This window comes from Paenibacillus sp. FSL R5-0490 (assembly GCF_001956215.1).
Taxonomy (GTDB): domain Bacteria; phylum Bacillota; class Bacilli; order Bacillales; family Cytobacillaceae; genus Cytobacillus.
The window spans coordinates 135,429-149,623 of sequence record NZ_MRTQ01000004.1 but is presented as its reverse complement, the minus strand read 5'-3'; the positions used below and the strand labels follow the sequence as shown (position 1 = coordinate 149,623).

At 43.8% G+C, this 14,195-nt stretch carries 16 protein-coding genes; all 16 read right to left on the bottom strand.

Features of this window, described 5'->3' with window-relative positions; genetic code table 11:
* Positions 1-166: 166 nt before the first annotated feature.
* Positions 167-784, bottom strand: a complete 618-nt coding sequence (locus tag BK139_RS04810; RefSeq protein WP_083675300.1) for a cell wall hydrolase — start codon at positions 782-784, stop codon at positions 167-169.
* 186 nt (positions 785-970) lie between these two features.
* A complete protein-coding gene (locus BK139_RS04805) occupies positions 971-2,707 on the bottom strand; it encodes a methyl-accepting chemotaxis protein (protein WP_076257216.1) in 1,737 nt (578 codons plus the stop codon).
* A 121-nt stretch (positions 2,708-2,828) separates the two neighbouring features.
* On the bottom strand, positions 2,829-4,022 hold the full coding sequence (locus BK139_RS04800; RefSeq protein ID WP_076257214.1) for a phosphopentomutase: 1,194 nt from the start codon (positions 4,020-4,022) through the stop codon (positions 2,829-2,831).
* 2 nt (positions 4,023-4,024) lie between these two features.
* Complete coding sequence (locus BK139_RS04795; RefSeq protein WP_076257212.1) at positions 4,025-5,185, bottom strand: YhfX family PLP-dependent enzyme; 1,161 nt, start codon at positions 5,183-5,185, stop codon at positions 4,025-4,027.
* Positions 5,186-5,212: 27 nt separating this feature from the next.
* Complete coding sequence (locus BK139_RS04790; RefSeq protein WP_076257211.1) at positions 5,213-6,355, bottom strand: aminotransferase class V-fold PLP-dependent enzyme; 1,143 nt, start codon at positions 6,353-6,355, stop codon at positions 5,213-5,215.
* Positions 6,355-7,272 carry a phosphotriesterase family protein gene (locus BK139_RS04785; RefSeq protein ID WP_076257209.1) on the bottom strand — a complete coding sequence of 306 codons (918 nt, stop codon included), beginning with the start codon at positions 7,270-7,272 and terminating at the stop codon, positions 6,355-6,357. The genes BK139_RS04790 and BK139_RS04785 overlap by 1 nt, the downstream gene beginning before the upstream one ends.
* A gap of 28 nt (positions 7,273-7,300) precedes the next feature.
* On the bottom strand, positions 7,301-8,593 hold the full coding sequence (locus tag BK139_RS04780; RefSeq protein WP_071156322.1) for a YhfT family protein: 1,293 nt from the start codon (positions 8,591-8,593) through the stop codon (positions 7,301-7,303).
* A 27-nt stretch (positions 8,594-8,620) separates the two neighbouring features.
* Complete coding sequence (locus tag BK139_RS04775) at positions 8,621-8,980, bottom strand: DUF2620 domain-containing protein (RefSeq protein ID WP_061792828.1); 360 nt, start codon at positions 8,978-8,980, stop codon at positions 8,621-8,623.
* A gap of 1 nt (position 8,981) precedes the next feature.
* Complete coding sequence (locus BK139_RS04770) at positions 8,982-9,356, bottom strand: PRD domain-containing protein (RefSeq protein ID WP_076257207.1); 375 nt, start codon at positions 9,354-9,356, stop codon at positions 8,982-8,984.
* Between the two features lie 68 nt (positions 9,357-9,424).
* The gene (gene yhfZ, locus BK139_RS04765) at positions 9,425-10,357 is read right to left on the bottom strand and encodes a GntR family transcriptional regulator YhfZ (protein WP_076257205.1); all 933 of its coding nucleotides are present in this window, start codon (positions 10,355-10,357) and stop codon (positions 9,425-9,427) included.
* 149 nt (positions 10,358-10,506) lie between these two features.
* Entirely contained in the window at positions 10,507-10,968 is a 462-nt protein-coding gene (locus BK139_RS04760) for a hypothetical protein (protein ID WP_083675295.1), read from the bottom strand.
* A gap of 38 nt (positions 10,969-11,006) precedes the next feature.
* Positions 11,007-11,663, bottom strand: coding sequence for a hypothetical protein (locus BK139_RS04755; protein WP_076257203.1), 657 nt, complete (start codon positions 11,661-11,663; stop codon positions 11,007-11,009).
* 43 nt (positions 11,664-11,706) lie between these two features.
* A complete protein-coding gene (locus BK139_RS04750) occupies positions 11,707-12,513 on the bottom strand; it encodes a YwqG family protein (protein ID WP_076257202.1) in 807 nt (268 codons plus the stop codon).
* A gap of 32 nt (positions 12,514-12,545) precedes the next feature.
* A complete protein-coding gene (locus BK139_RS04745) occupies positions 12,546-12,950 on the bottom strand; it encodes a hypothetical protein (protein WP_076257200.1) in 405 nt (134 codons plus the stop codon).
* Positions 12,951-12,992: 42 nt separating this feature from the next.
* Complete coding sequence (locus tag BK139_RS04740; protein WP_083675293.1) at positions 12,993-13,355, bottom strand: hypothetical protein; 363 nt, start codon at positions 13,353-13,355, stop codon at positions 12,993-12,995.
* A gap of 28 nt (positions 13,356-13,383) precedes the next feature.
* Positions 13,384-13,710 carry a hypothetical protein gene (locus BK139_RS24535; RefSeq protein ID WP_083675299.1) on the bottom strand — a complete coding sequence of 109 codons (327 nt, stop codon included), beginning with the start codon at positions 13,708-13,710 and terminating at the stop codon, positions 13,384-13,386.
* Positions 13,711-14,195: the final 485 nt, after the last annotated feature.

The following is a 14,195-nucleotide window of genomic DNA, read 5'->3' as shown; positions in this document are numbered from 1 at the left end:
TAACACCGTTAGATAACAGATAGATTTCAGTAAAACTCTTTTTTTGTTACAAATTAAATGGATTTTAATAGTTTTGTAATATAAATTACCAGACTTTCATTCGAATTTTCCATCAGAACCAAATATGGCACCTTTTCCTGCTTGTACAGGTAAGGTGCCCCATGTTTTAATAGGCAAAATTGTGATTGCCGATTTGTTTAATGACTGTTCTAGTAAATATCCATTGATCTGCAGCTGTATAAGGATTGTAATAATAGACGGCGCCACCGGTGGGATCCCATCCATCAAAGGCATCTCTTACCGCCTGATAAGCTGTGGTATCAGGCTGCAGCCAGTACTGGCCGTCATTCACAGCTGTAATGGCATTCTTTTGGAAAATGACATTGGAGAGAGTATTAGGAAACTCATTTGACTCCATGCGATTGAGAATGACAGCGGCAACTGCTACCTGGCCTTCATAGCTTTCTCCGCGCGCTTCCCCATAAACCACATGGGCCAGCATGTCTACATTCCTAAGCATTTCTGCTGTGTTAACTCCTACAATGCCATCAGCTGCTAAACCGAAATCATATTGAAAGTTTCTAACGGCGTTCTCTGTTACCATTCCATAATACCCTGTATGGTCTGTGTTAAAATAACCAAGCTTTTGTAATGCTGATTGAATATATGTAACCTCCGGGCCTGCTGAGCCATTCTTTAAAACTGCAGCATCTGCCTTCGGCTGGCTGAAACTCAGCACAAATACCATTGCGGCTGCTGCCGCAATCCACTTTATGTAATTCACTTGGACACTCCTCTTTATGTTTTTTTTAAACAATTGCCCTCCTTTTATTAAAGTCATATGTTCACCTTTGCTTGTTTCCCTATAGGATTAGTTAAAAAACTCGATCAAATGGTTTAATTTTCCGGATAGGACCAAGGGATAGGTGTAGAAAAGAAAAGCCGCTCTCTATAGAGAACGGCTCCCAATTTATAATTTAAACTTCTCCACCGACTGTTCCAGCTGTTTAGAAAGACTGCTAAGCTGAAGAGTCAGCTCTGAAATCTTTTCTACCGCATTCTCCTGCTGGTCTGTTGAGGCAGCGACCTGGCGGGAAACTTGTGCAGTGTCTTTAGATAGACCGGCAAATTCATCAATGGATGCAGAAATCTCTTCCGATCCGGCTGAGAGCTCTTCTGTTACAGCAGAAACCTCCTGGATTTCCCCGGTAACCCCTTCAACCGCATGCAGAATCTGGTTGAATTTCTCGCCGGCGCTATTAACCAGAACAGTGCCTTCTTCCACTTTTCCTGAGCTCGCATGCATATTTCCGACTGCCTGTTCAATAGACGATCTAAAGTGATTTAACTTTTCGGCAATTTGTCCAGCTGATGCTTTTGAACCTTCTGCCAGCTTTTTAACCTCCTGGGATACCACCGCGAAGCCTTTGCCATGTTCGCCTGCCCTTGCTGCTTCAATGGCTGCATTTAATGCAAGCAGATTGGTTTGCTCCGCTATACCGGATATCAGGTTCACGATATCTTCAATTTCAATAGCCTGCGTACCCAGCTCTTCTATAAATTGAGATGAGTCATTTACAGTCTTTTTAATCTCATTAATCTGCCGGATGATGGATTGAACCTCATCAAATCCTTCTTTTACCTGCTGTGTAACTGTATTGGATTGTTCGCTCACATCTGTCGAAGCTTCTGCAATACGCTGAATGCCTATAGCCATTTCTTCGATTGCTTTGGCAGATTCCTCGCTTCTGATCAGCTGTGTATCAGTAGCCCCTGCCACTTCCTGAATCCCTCTGACAATCAGGCTGCTGGCCTGACTGATTTCTTCCACCTTGTTTTCTATTTTCCCTGAAGAAACCAGGAGTGCTTCTGAAGATAATTTTATGTCTTTAACCATCTCCTTCGTAGACTGTGTCATTTTTTTGAAAGACTCTGTCACATGTCTAATTTCGTCATTTCCTTTTATTTTAATCGAACTTGCCTTCTCTTCTGCTCCGCGAAGATCGCCATCAGCCATTAATTGAGCGGCCGAACTGATGCTTTGCAGCGGGTGCAGTCTTCTTTTGACGAACCAGGCCAGAATGGTCACCACGGCAAGGATTAACAGTATATTTATCACCAGGTTCATCGGCAGCACTTCCAGGAGTACTTGATCTGAAATGCTGTTAACATTCTCTGCATTGATGTCTACACCCAGAATCCCGATTACTTTGCCATCGTTTTTAATTGGCACAAAAGCTGAAAGATAATCGCCATATTCCGGATCATGAACGATTGGTGAGCTTGAGGATTTTCCATCCAGGACAGGAGAAATATCTTTATATGTTGTAGCCGTTGTCGGTGTTTTAATGTCTGCAGCAATATCGGAGTCCTTCGGCAGGCCATCAACCATTATAAAGAGTTCTTTCTTCTCGGAATCAGCCATTAGAGTATAAACGTAAAACGCACCCGTTTTCTCCCGAAAATCATTCAGCTGTTCCCGAAGGTCCCAGTAAGCCTCAGACTGATCGGGATTCTTCAAAAAATCCTCATACTTCTCTGTTTCCATTTTTGAGGAAATATTGTCTGCAATTCTTAAACTAAAATTTTCAATAGAGGACTCTACTGAATTTTTCGTGCTTAAGTAGAGCATAGCAATATTGCCGAGTAAAACAATTGCCATGCCAAGAGCCATAACCAATGCTATTCTAGTGCTGAGCTTTTTCATATATTTCACTCCATTAGTAAATATTTCATATATGGATTATATCTTTTTACCCGGTTAAATATTACTAGAAAAATCAGGAAATACAAAAAAATACTGAAACCATCTGGCTCCAGCATCTCTCCTAATCTATCATTATCTCCAAAAAACTCTCGCCTTCCTCAGTGGCTGGCAGTCCAAAAAATTCGCTGAATGTCGCCCCAACGTCTGCCATCGAATTGCGTTTTCCGAGGTTAACCGGTTTTACCCGTTTCCCTGCAGCGAGTATTGGAACGTATTCTCTCGTATGGTTGGAATGGCCGATGGTCGGGTCGTTGCCATGGTCGGCCATGATCATGATCAGGTCGTCCTCTTCCATCTTGGGAAGGAATTCCGCGAGCCACTGATCGGTTGTATTGAGCAGACTCGCATACCATTCTGTATCTTCCGCATGGCCTGCCAAATCGGTCTCCTGTACATTTACCAGAAATGCCGCATCCTCTTTTTCTTCTAAATAAGCACTCTCCAAAGCTTGTAATACTTTTTCAGTATCGACAATTGGTTCTGCAGGTCCTTCACCATGCAGAACATCTGCCGTTTTGCCAATCCGGTGGACTTTGAGTCCATGCCGGGCAGCGATCATCGGAAATTGTCCGTCTATGTTTACACCGTAGCCCATGTGATAGACTTCATAGCCTTTTCCGTACACCTTGGCCTTCGGGGCATCCACTCCCCACTGGCCTGAATTTTTTTCATGAACAACTGACAGGATATGTTCAATGGTTGTATAGGGTCCTCCAAACGCAATGACCCGGCTGGTGTCGACATTCTGGCGGACAATTTTCCCGACTTCCTTTAATTCCTGGAAAGGCATTCTATTAAAATCAGCGGTTAAATTGATGATGTTTCCCAGTGAGGACTCAAGATTATCTCCGATGACACAGGCACCGTTTACTAATAGCACCGGCCGGTCTTTCCAGGGGTATTCAATCCCATAGCCCGCTTCTGTTAATGCCTTACCCAGGTCTCGATGAATATCTTTCATTAGCCTTTTATTTGAGCGCTTCGGGCAGCTTCCGGCAATTTCCTGATGTCCGAGGTACGTATCTGCCCCGTGATGGGCCAGTGCCGAGAAGCCGTAAGCATTGGCAGGGGCTGCCTTCCCATCCACAAGTGCCCCCAGCCCAAGGTTATATAGAGTTGGGATTTTTAAAAAATCAGCCGATTCCCGGATATGCTTATAGGTATTGGCTCTGCAGTCAGAAGGGCTGAACTCTCCGCAATCCTCCATTGCGCCTATGCCAAAGCTGTCAATTACCAGCAGAATTGCTTTTGCCATCCTTACCACTTCCTCTCAAAGTGTACCAGTTCCGGCTTTCCGCTTTGAATTCCTTTTACCAGGGCAATATGGGCCCTTGTGACGAACACCTGGGTGCGGAAAGAGAAAACAGCTGTATCTCCTTCAGAAACCTGAAAGCCGTCCGGTTTCTCAATCGCACCATAGTAATCAATCGCTTCAGGAGCCGGTTCAATTGCTTTTACATACTGCTTCAATATGTCTTTTTCATCGCTTCCGACCAGGCACCCGGTTAAATGGGAGCGGCCGTAGTAGCCCCCGCCGATGACATAATAATGCTCCTGATCCTGGTGGGACACTTCCGTTACATATACAATGGCAGGTTTCTCGGGGAGATCCCGGTACGCATGCAGCGGGGTCGTTCCGGTAAGGGCATGTCCCGGTTCTCCATGTGTTACACCCTGTTCTGCCAGGAACGGTATGGTTTCACAGCTGGTCGCACTTGGACCGTTTACCTGTTTGACAGTAATGCCCTTTTTCTCCAGAATGTCTTTTGCTTTTAAAAGGGTTGTAAAGTTAGGAGTCGGTTCCATGCTTTTCTTATCTTCAGAGAGCTGAAAGTTCGGGAAGGTTGTGACGCCTGCTACGTTAATCCCGGGAAGCCCGGCCAGTTCGGGAAGTTCTTCATCCAGCTTTTCCAATCGAAAGCCGCCCTGCTGTCCGGGATAAATCATATCCCCTTCTGCATACACCCTTAGAAGTACATCCTGCACCGTTCCTGAGTGAACAGCCGCTTCAGAAAGCTGTCTGGCACGTGCAAGGGAAAATAGGGTAATGACCTCAGGATTCCATGACAGCACTTCCTGCCACTGATTTTTTCCCGGCTGCACCAGGTGGCCGACATTTCCTATTTCAACGCCGCCTTCTGCCAGTGTTTTGGCTTCATCGAATTCAACAGCAACCGCCTTTTCAATGCCGTGCTCTGCAATAAACTGGCCTATAAACGGAAGCCTTCCAAGCTGCTTGCTCATGAAATAAAGCGTAAAGTCATGGTTTTTTGCCGTTTTTGCCAGAGCTGCTACATTTTCTCCGAGTATATCGAGGTCAATTACGTACGTATTCGGGGGTATTTGCCCGCTTTGATGCAAGGTGACACCCGATTGAATAAGCTTAGGATTTCTGCGCTTTGTTACATCTAAAAACATGGAAGTTTCCCCCTTTATTTACGGGTATCAACGATGCTGCACTTCTTTTGCAAGAGGTATCACTTTTTCGAGAATGCCGATGATTGTGCCAGCCCCTGATTTCATCGGATTGATGCGCAGTCCATATTCCTTCAGCTCTGGCTGTGCTTCCAAAAAGCTTCCGGAAACGCGGTAAATCATCGGAATGATTTCATATTTTGATTCTGCCCCAACCGGATGAGTGGCCGCCCCATACTCGTCACTGATGCTGATCACGCTTTGGGCGATCGGATCTTCAAGCTCTACAATGACGTTTTTGGATTGGGCATTCGTCATGTAGGCGGCGCGTATCCCGCTCACAGCGCCTTCATTCAGACGGCGGCAGAGCTCTTCCACCTGCTCGTTCTGAATAGCCAGCGATACAGGTGCGAAGGTCATCATTCTTAACAGCTCCATGGCTTCATAGCCCTGAACCTGGCCTCCGCCCGAATAGTTATAGTGATGCACCCGTTCGATGGCGTCTTTTTTGCCGGCAATGACTGCAATTCCTTCCGGCCCGAGAAGCTTAAATCCGGAAAAGGTTGAGTAATCCGCTCCTAATTCCACGCCAATTCCCTTTGTCTTCAATGCGCAATAATTGTCATCCACGACGATAGGAAGATCCGGGCGTTCTTCCTTCACTGCTTTGATGACTTCGGCCAATTGGTAATGATCTGCAGGCTGCTGGCGGGCATGCTGAATATAGAAAACTTTAGGACTTTGATTAGTTCTGATGGCCGTTCTGATTTCCTCAAGATGGTTGTAATCTGCCTGGACTGTTTTGATGCCTAAGATTCTTAACGTTTCCTTTGTCGTCGTATAAACAGGGGCCGTGTGAATGAACATCTCATCTCCAGGAGACAGAAGCATGCTTAGAATATTGCGGATCGCGCCTGTTCCTGCTCCCCTGACAAGGGCACAGTCTTCTGTTTCAAAGAAATCAGCCAGAACTCTTTCCACAAGATACGTCTGTTCCGGACGCTTATATATTGGGGAAACTCCAAGGTCTCCCATCGACAGAAATTGCCTGCCCTTGAAATGGCGGCTCATTCTGTCAACCAGTTTGAATTGTTTTTCCTGTGCTTCCTGTATGGATAAGCTTGGCAAAACTGAATTTGCGTACTTTAATTGGGCTCGGTTGTATGTGGACACTATGATCGCTCCCTTATTGAAAAAGCTCTGGATGGATTAACGGTCAAAAATTGATGAAGGATGCTTTCCGGCACTCCGGATTTCTTCAATTTTGGAATAAACATCTCAAGCACAAGACCGTAGCCCGGGCCTCCGTTCTTCTTCCAATGCGATTTGCGGGTCAAATCAGCTGACAGAAGAATTTGCTTTTCATATCCGCGGTTTATAAAATCAAGAAGAAAATCAGCTCTTTCTTCATCGGGACGGTAATTATTTTTTCCGATCGTATCAAACGCGATATAGGCTCCTGTTTCCAAAACAGCGAGAACTTCGTCTTTATTCGGGTTGAGGTCCTGATGGCCGATAATGATCTGATCAGCCGGCAGGCCATGCTTCGTCAGCAGCTGCACCTGCTCAAGCCCGAGTGTTCCGAGCGTTGTATGAGTGGTCACCGGAAGGCCGGTTTCGGTGCCGGCCATGGCGGCACCAATTAACAGCTCACGTTCGATCGGCTTCATTTCATTTTTGCTTGTGCCCACTTCCCCGATGACACCCGGAAGTATGCCCGTATCAGCAATCCCTTCCTTGGCTTCTTTTATAAAATGCTGTGCAAACTGCTCCGCTTTCCAGCCGTCTGCAAAATCCGGGATATAAGGATCTTTATAAAAGCCTGTGCATGTAATAAGGTGAACCCCTGTTGCCTCGCTCAGCCTTTTTAGCACAAGAGCATCCCGGCCCATACCGTCATTTGTCACTTCCACCATTGACCTTCCGCCGAGACGATAGAAATCCTCCAGTTCCTCACGCATGCCCTGTTCATCATCCAGAATCGTATCCGGATCTTTTTTCACTCTCGAAAGATCAATGGAGAGATGCTCGTGAGCCGAGCAAATCCCCAATTCTTCCGGAGCAATTTTTCCAAGTACGGTTTGTATCATGGCTGTCCGCTCCGTTCTCTTTGTTTTTTTACTGAGGTATGTTCATGATGCCTAGTGCTACCAGGATATTAGCTATGATTCCGACTGCAATGGCACCCACAGGGCCGACCGCAATGCGGACAATCGGGCGTCCTGCCGCTTCATTCAGCAAATAGAATCCGGCAATAAAGAAGAATCCAAACCCTGGTGCAATCGCATTGGCAGCGTTCGCTCCGCCGATTAATAGTGCTACTTCCAGAAGCTTGGTCATCGCACTGCGGATATTTTCTCCGGAATTACGGACACCGGGATATTTATCAAGGAATCTCGCAATTGAGCTTAATAGCATAACTTCTATGAAAATAATAATGACACCGCCGATTAAGGCTACCCAAACATTCGGGGAGAAAAATCCGACGACGAAGATGAGTGTAAATCCGACCGGGCTGTATACACCTGTTGCGATCGCTGTACTGGCGACAAGCGGTATAAAGCCGAGCGCACGGGCAGCCGCTGCAATTCCGGCATCTGTTGCTTTACCCTCTGCTAATAAATTCAGAGAAATTGGGTCTCCTGCCATGATCCATAGATTCGTAGCAGCTGCAATAAGACCGCCAATAATCATAAAGAACACAACATTTTTTCTGATTTTAGCCACTTTATCACTGAATACAGCAGCAAGATCGATGGAGGAGCCTTCTTCAGCTTTTTCCTTCATGGCAAAAACAAGCAGAAAGATCATCCCTGTAATAAGGGCCATTCCTTCCTGGTTCAGTGTTACTGTTGTGCCTGAAATCGTGAGAACTCCGCTTTCATTCAGCCAGACAGCGAGCTGACGGATCAATGCAGAAACGATAAATGTTATGACCCCTTTTTTAACGCTGAATTGCATGGCAACCGCAAGTGCCGGGAATGCCATAAAGGTAACGACGACCGGTGTTCCGACCGCTCCCATTGCTTCAAGGAAATTAAGCGGCAGATAATCGAATAGCTTCACAAAGCCTTCGAGCCCGATTAACAGCCCTGCTCCATAAGCACCGCCAATTACTGCCGCAAGCGGTGTTCCCCATTTATTCTTCGGCGTCAGCAAACCGATAATATCTGTTCCCAGCAGGATACTGTGAACGAGGATGATACTCGCCGAGAGTGTAAAAGGTATTCCAAATCCGATTACAAGTCCGAAACTCATCGCAAAGGCAGTAAAGGCCAGGTCCCTTCTCGTCATCCGCCCTTCCACATGTTCGGAGACAATTGGACGGAGCCCATCATTGAAAACCGCAATATTCATATTGGCCAAAACAGCAGCAACGGCACCGATCAGGATAATTAATGTCATTTCCATTTCTTTCTCCCCCTCAATTAAAATGGATTAGCTTTTATTCTTTAAAGCTTTGATAATCATAGGCACTGCGGCTTCTTTGTGGTCAGCTGTAAAACCGAATGCTTTCTTCCCTTCGCTGACAGCGGTTACAATTTTCTCCTCAACAGGCTTCTTTCCCGGCATGGAAACCGTCTCGCAATTTGGCTTGCCGAGAAGGGCAATCGCCATGGCTAAAGCACCGCCGCCTCCTGTGTGGCAGGCCCCTACATAATAATCTGCCTGTCCCGTCTTAACAGCCATCGCTGCTTCCAGATCTGATTTGACCATCGTCGTTATGCTGCTGTCAATCTCTTTTATTAAGCTCTCAATCTCTTTTTTATCCACCTGTCCGCCAACTACAATTTTCATCTTAATTTCCTCCTTTGTTGATTTGCAGTACATTTGTGTAATGTATAAGCAGAAAATCGATTTCCTCTTGGGGGAGCTGATTCTTCCATTGCTGCTGTACAAAATCGATTTCCTTTATTGCTGTGGAAGCTTCCGGTGACTGTTTGACTTCATCCAGCAGGGCAGGATGAGGAGCCTCAACCTGTTCGCCATTTTCAATTCTCGTCAGAGCTGTCGGCAAATGGGTGAAAAGCATTTCCGCCCCTTCAATGGCTTCTCTTTGCAAACGCGACTGTAAATGCATAAAAGCCAATGTCGTTATATCCGCGGCTTTGGTGCTGACAACAGACGAGCTTAATAGGATATCCATTCTTTCTTTGAGTTGGTTTATATCCATCGTTTTAACCCCTCCAAAATACAGTATTTAGTATATTAATGCTGCTAAGAAACTAGAACTTCAGTTTCTTAATAGTGCGGATATTTTTTTCCTTCCTCTACCAGCCTTTGGATCTCTTCCACTTTATTAAACTGGAGGAGCTGGATTTGCTCCCTGATATTGGTTCTTTCACTTTCAATGACAATGGCTGCTCTGGTTGCTTTTACAGCCAGTTCCTTTGCTCTCTTTGATTTAAAATCAGAGGAGGCAAACGTTTTTAGTGCTCTCGCTTCATCTGCATTCCAGACCGCCGCATCAATAGTGCCGTTTTTCAGCATATTGAAAAGCTGCATATAGTCCACCTTTATCAATTCAACCTTGTGCTCTTCACATTCAAGCAGGGTGATATTGGCCTGGTCAGCAGATGAATAGTCAATTCCAATTTTCATGCCATCTGTAATCTCGCTGTTTTTGCTATCTGAAAAAAAGACTTTATGGGACGTTACATAGGTCTCCGGTCCAAGAGTATGGAGTATTTCCAGCCCATCAAACTCCTGTACGGCCTCTTCTGCCGCCAGCTGGGACATGATCGCAAAATCGTAGCGCCGGGTTTTTAATGATTCGACCCGCCTTCGGGCTCCTCTCATATAAGCGAGGCCAGACTTCTTGTTAATCTCTTCAAACCCCTCGACAATGCCAGTCGCCAATCCCTCATACTTGCGGGAATAAGGCAGCGGCATTACGCCCATCACCTGCCCGATGCCGGCAATCTCATACAGCAGGTTGATGTCCCTCTTTTTCAGAAACGTCCCCAGATGCCCTCTCGATTCAAGCGAGATGGCATGCAGATCCTCCAGCACCCTTAATGCCCCCTGCACAGTCCCGCGGCCAAGAGAAAGCTTGTCTGTAAAATCACTTACCCGGGGGATTCTCTCTCCCTCCGAAAACTGAATAAGCTCCTTCGCAATAAACTTGGCAGCCAGCCCATTCTTTGAATATAAACTTTCCCAAATACGGCTCATATTGTATTACCTCTTTACTTTGATCAATATACGAAAAACTGTATATTATGAGTGTAGCGTTTTTATTTAAGTAATTCAAGCTAAAGTTTTCTCATTTGTTTGTTTATTTAGTCTATAAAATATTCTTTTTTTTATTTCTGCTTATGTGACTAAGGTGTCCAATAAGCAATACGGTTACCCGGAACAGCTGCAATTAACCATTCCTCCCCGCCTTGACGGCAGCCATCGCCAGCCTGCCAGCACTCATACATTTCATGAGATCCGTTCACAGATAATATTTTTCCTGATTGAAAAGCTAAATACAAATGCGGCATATTTTCACCTAACCAAATATCCACAACTTCCTCATTTAAAAGACTATCTAGAGACATAGTATTCTCTTTAATTGTTATTGTCTTTTCATGAAAGTTCACCGCCTGGTCAAAAACTGTCCATTTAGGATCCTCAATATGAAGCCAGGGTTGGGATTGATTGGGCGGAAGTTTCAAAGAGAAATAGAGATAGAAAGAATCTGGCCCATCAGATTTTATTCTGATGACCATTCCTTTTACAAAGATCTGCTTTAAAGCTGCTTCAGCAAATTCCTTATCTTTTTTATCCAAAGAAACCATTTTTCTTCCCCTAAACCAGTTCACATTCCATCCCCTTCCTATAATGTAATGACCCCAACCCACTGACTTGTTTTTGAAGCTAGTTGAAAGGTCCAGTTATCCACCCACTCCGGTTTCCCTAAAAATCTTCTATAAACGACATGGCTTGGCACCTCTTCAACAAGAACTTCTTCCTTAACCATCAGGCCGCTTTTATGATAAATTTTGGCCATCAGTTTAAATGAAGCAACCGTATGGACTCCGACTACATAGGCAGTGTGTTCTTTATCCGGGCTCTTTTTGGGAGTGCCTTTTAATAAAAACTCTACCGAATACTTGTGTTCTTTAATTTTTTCAAGAGCATCCTTAACCGGAGTATAATTCCAGCTCTTTTCTCGAAAAACAGGAGAAATAAACTCATTGAATACTCTGCAATACTCAATATATTTTTCTTCTGGATCACTTAAATCCAAAAATTCCTTTGGGTTATATGGGATCTTGATGGTTAAACCATTCTCGATTGTATAGGAGTCAACGATGGTTTCATTTATTCCTGCCAAACAGTAAACCATCAAAGATTCCACTTCATCGGTTAATACTCCATGCAAGTAACGGCTTACTATCAGTGAAAAAACATTCGTCTGGAGATTAAAGCCTACTTCATTCTTTTTTTGTCTATTGGTTGCATCGTGAAGAATAATCTCTTTTAATTCCACCTAAATCCCCCCTCAACCTAACTTGATTGAAAGAACTCAATATCTAACAGCAATCCCAATTATAAAGGACATTGGTGAAATTCCTGCTTTTTAAATCTTCTTCTTTTATAAAGAAGTTGGCAACACCGCTGTCCCCGAACATTAAGTCAATATCATCGTCCGTATCCGCTTGGAATAGTAAAATGGTATATTCTCCTGTTGGGTCATTTTTTTCTCTCGGATCCTGCTGGGTGAAGTAAGGATAACCGCCTATTTTATGGCCCTCTGCACCTAACTCCTCAAAGTAGAGCTCATGTAAATCCTCATAGTCCGGATGATCGATGGATTCGAATAAGTCAATATTGACCATGTCCTCAAAACGGAAGTCATCAGCAGGTACAGGAGCGATCTTAAGCTGGAAACTCATCTTAGCTTCCTGGACTATCGGATCATATTCATTACTTAAATCAGGTATATATGAAAAGTCAGTCACCAGGTCTGCTTCATCTTTTACGATATTTGGATGATAAATAACCCGGAAGTTTCTTTGAGCAGTCGGGTTATCAAAATCAAGCCCATACATATCATCAACCGGTGAGAGATAGAATTGAAGAATCCCGCCTTCAGGCATCAGCTCAATGCGGGGAACTTCTTCGAAATTTATCTGTGCAAATAGATTCATATAATTCCCCTGCTCATCCTTTGGGTAATCGCTCAACTTTGGAAGGTAGGGATGTCCTCCGAACTTGCTTTCAAAAAGGGTGGTCTCCCCTCTTTCTGCTTGGATGCTGACAAACGGTTTTGCTGTTTTTTCTAATTCGGTCCGATATTTTTCAAATTCCTTCGGCAGCTTTAAAGATAAGTTAGTCATATTGTTTATCCTCCTGATTCTATTCCATCCAATTAATTAGTCACTTCTGTTAAAATTTCATCCATATATTCCTTTAATTCTATTCTTATTTCTTCCGGCGATTCATCCAGGAGCTCTCCGGCCACTTTGGAACCAGGGAATTTACTTAAGACTGGCATGCCTAAAAGTATGCGTTCGCATTCCCAAATTTTAATAATCTTTAAGTCTATGAGGTCACCGTTCTTGTCAGTAAATCCTACTGAAATGGAGGAACTGTATCCAGGCTGAAAGACATCACTGCCCTCTTGGTCAAAGGCAGATTCGAGTTTGAGGCCTTTCTTTGTAAAAGCAGTTTTATGCTCTTTTTGGAGTCTTTCAGCCTGTTCTTTGAGTTTCTGTTCAATGTCTTCAATCTTCGTTTTTAACTGCGGGGTAAAGTCTTTATCTTGAATTCTCATACCATCAGCTACTCTCATTATTCTTTAGAAACGCGGGTCAACTCATCGATACTGCTCTTTAAAAATCAGCTTAAACTTGGGCCTTAACGTTATTTCTATAATGTTTTCATATAAATCTGATTCACCATGAAACAATCGAATGATCGCATATTCCTTTTCATCCGCGGCAATTTCTATTTTCCTTACAGAGAGCAGCTTCATATAGGAAAGAACTTCATTAGAGTTTTTTTCTTTTACATCTATTATAAATTCATCGTAAAAAGGAGATAGCCTGACCTCCATCACTTCATTTTCATTTTCTAAAATAAAGGATGAAGTGTCATAATAAAAATTCTCCGTCTCATCTTTTCTCCCCGGCAATGATTCAAACACCGATATTAGGTCAGCTTCTTCTGGGATCTCCATGATTAAACCCTCCTATTACAAATAGCTATTACCATTCCCTCCATTCCTCTGTGATGTCCCCGTCAAACTCCAAACCCGCTATTCCTGCAGCTTCCATAATGTAGTCACAGAGCTCTTCTCTTTCAAGTGTCTCGATAAAGTAATCATACTTTTCATTTAGCTTGTTCAGCTTTAGAGTCACTTGTTTTACGTATTTTTTGATGTCTTTTTCCGACAATCCGCTATCTTGTGTCAGATTTTTCAAAAACGAATCAAGAGCCTTATTGGCAGCTCTGATATTTTCTTTCGTGAACAGATCATCACCATCTGCCAGTCTCTTTTCCCACTCTATTGTAGGCTGAATCAAATCCCCAATTTTCTTATCCTTTTCCGGATCCCTATTCTTAATTTTCTGCTTGGTGTAATGCACTTCCTCAATATTTTCACACACAGAGAGATCGCCATCTTGTACATGCGTATCAGGAAAAATAAAAGCCTTCAGCTTAGGCAGATTTTCAGCAAAGCGAATCGAAGGTATATCTCCACAATTAATCAGCTTTAATTGTTCCAAATGCATCAATTCACCAATAGACGAAAAATCTTCAACCCCCTTGCAGCTCTCAAACTCCACATCAATCAGCGGAGCCTTCACTTTGCGAAGCGCACTAACATCTTTTAAACTCCTAAGATAATTCAACTGAAGCATTTGCAGGCTCATTATCTCTTGGATTCCTTCAAGTGTGACAATATTTGATTGTGTTAAAATAAGCTCTTTTAAGCTTTTTAACCCACTAAATTCAGTGAGATTCCTGGCTTTCGGCTTATAGCTCCACAGCTGGGCTCTGGTTAGCTTACTCAATT

Excerpts from the sequence above, each read along its gene's own strand:
- BK139_RS04805 (WP_076257216.1), bottom strand. The coding sequence starts at position 2,707 with ATGAAAAAGCTCAGCACTAGAATAGCATTGGTTATGGCTCTTGGCATG.
- BK139_RS04800 (WP_076257214.1), bottom strand. The coding sequence starts at position 4,022 with ATGGCAAAAGCAATTCTGCTGGTAATTGACAGCTTTGGCATAGGCGCA.
- BK139_RS04795 (WP_076257212.1), bottom strand. The coding sequence starts at position 5,185 with ATGTTTTTAGATGTAACAAAGCGCAGAAATCCTAAGCTTATTCAATCG.
- BK139_RS04785 (WP_076257209.1), bottom strand. The coding sequence starts at position 7,272 with ATGATACAAACCGTACTTGGAAAAATTGCTCCGGAAGAATTGGGGATT.
- BK139_RS04780 (WP_071156322.1), bottom strand. The coding sequence starts at position 8,593 with ATGGAAATGACATTAATTATCCTGATCGGTGCCGTTGCTGCTGTTTTG.
- BK139_RS04775 (WP_061792828.1), bottom strand. The coding sequence starts at position 8,980 with ATGAAAATTGTAGTTGGCGGACAGGTGGATAAAAAAGAGATTGAGAGC.
- BK139_RS04770 (WP_076257207.1), bottom strand. The coding sequence starts at position 9,356 with ATGGATATAAACCAACTCAAAGAAAGAATGGATATCCTATTAAGCTCG.
- yhfZ (WP_076257205.1), bottom strand. The coding sequence starts at position 10,357 with ATGAGCCGTATTTGGGAAAGTTTATATTCAAAGAATGGGCTGGCTGCC.
- BK139_RS04760 (WP_083675295.1), bottom strand. The coding sequence starts at position 10,968 with ATGGTTTCTTTGGATAAAAAAGATAAGGAATTTGCTGAAGCAGCTTTA.
- BK139_RS04750 (WP_076257202.1), bottom strand. The coding sequence starts at position 12,513 with ATGACTAACTTATCTTTAAAGCTGCCGAAGGAATTTGAAAAATATCGG.
- BK139_RS04745 (WP_076257200.1), bottom strand. The coding sequence starts at position 12,950 with ATGAGAATTCAAGATAAAGACTTTACCCCGCAGTTAAAAACGAAGATT.
- BK139_RS04740 (WP_083675293.1), bottom strand. The coding sequence starts at position 13,355 with ATGGAGATCCCAGAAGAAGCTGACCTAATATCGGTGTTTGAATCATTG.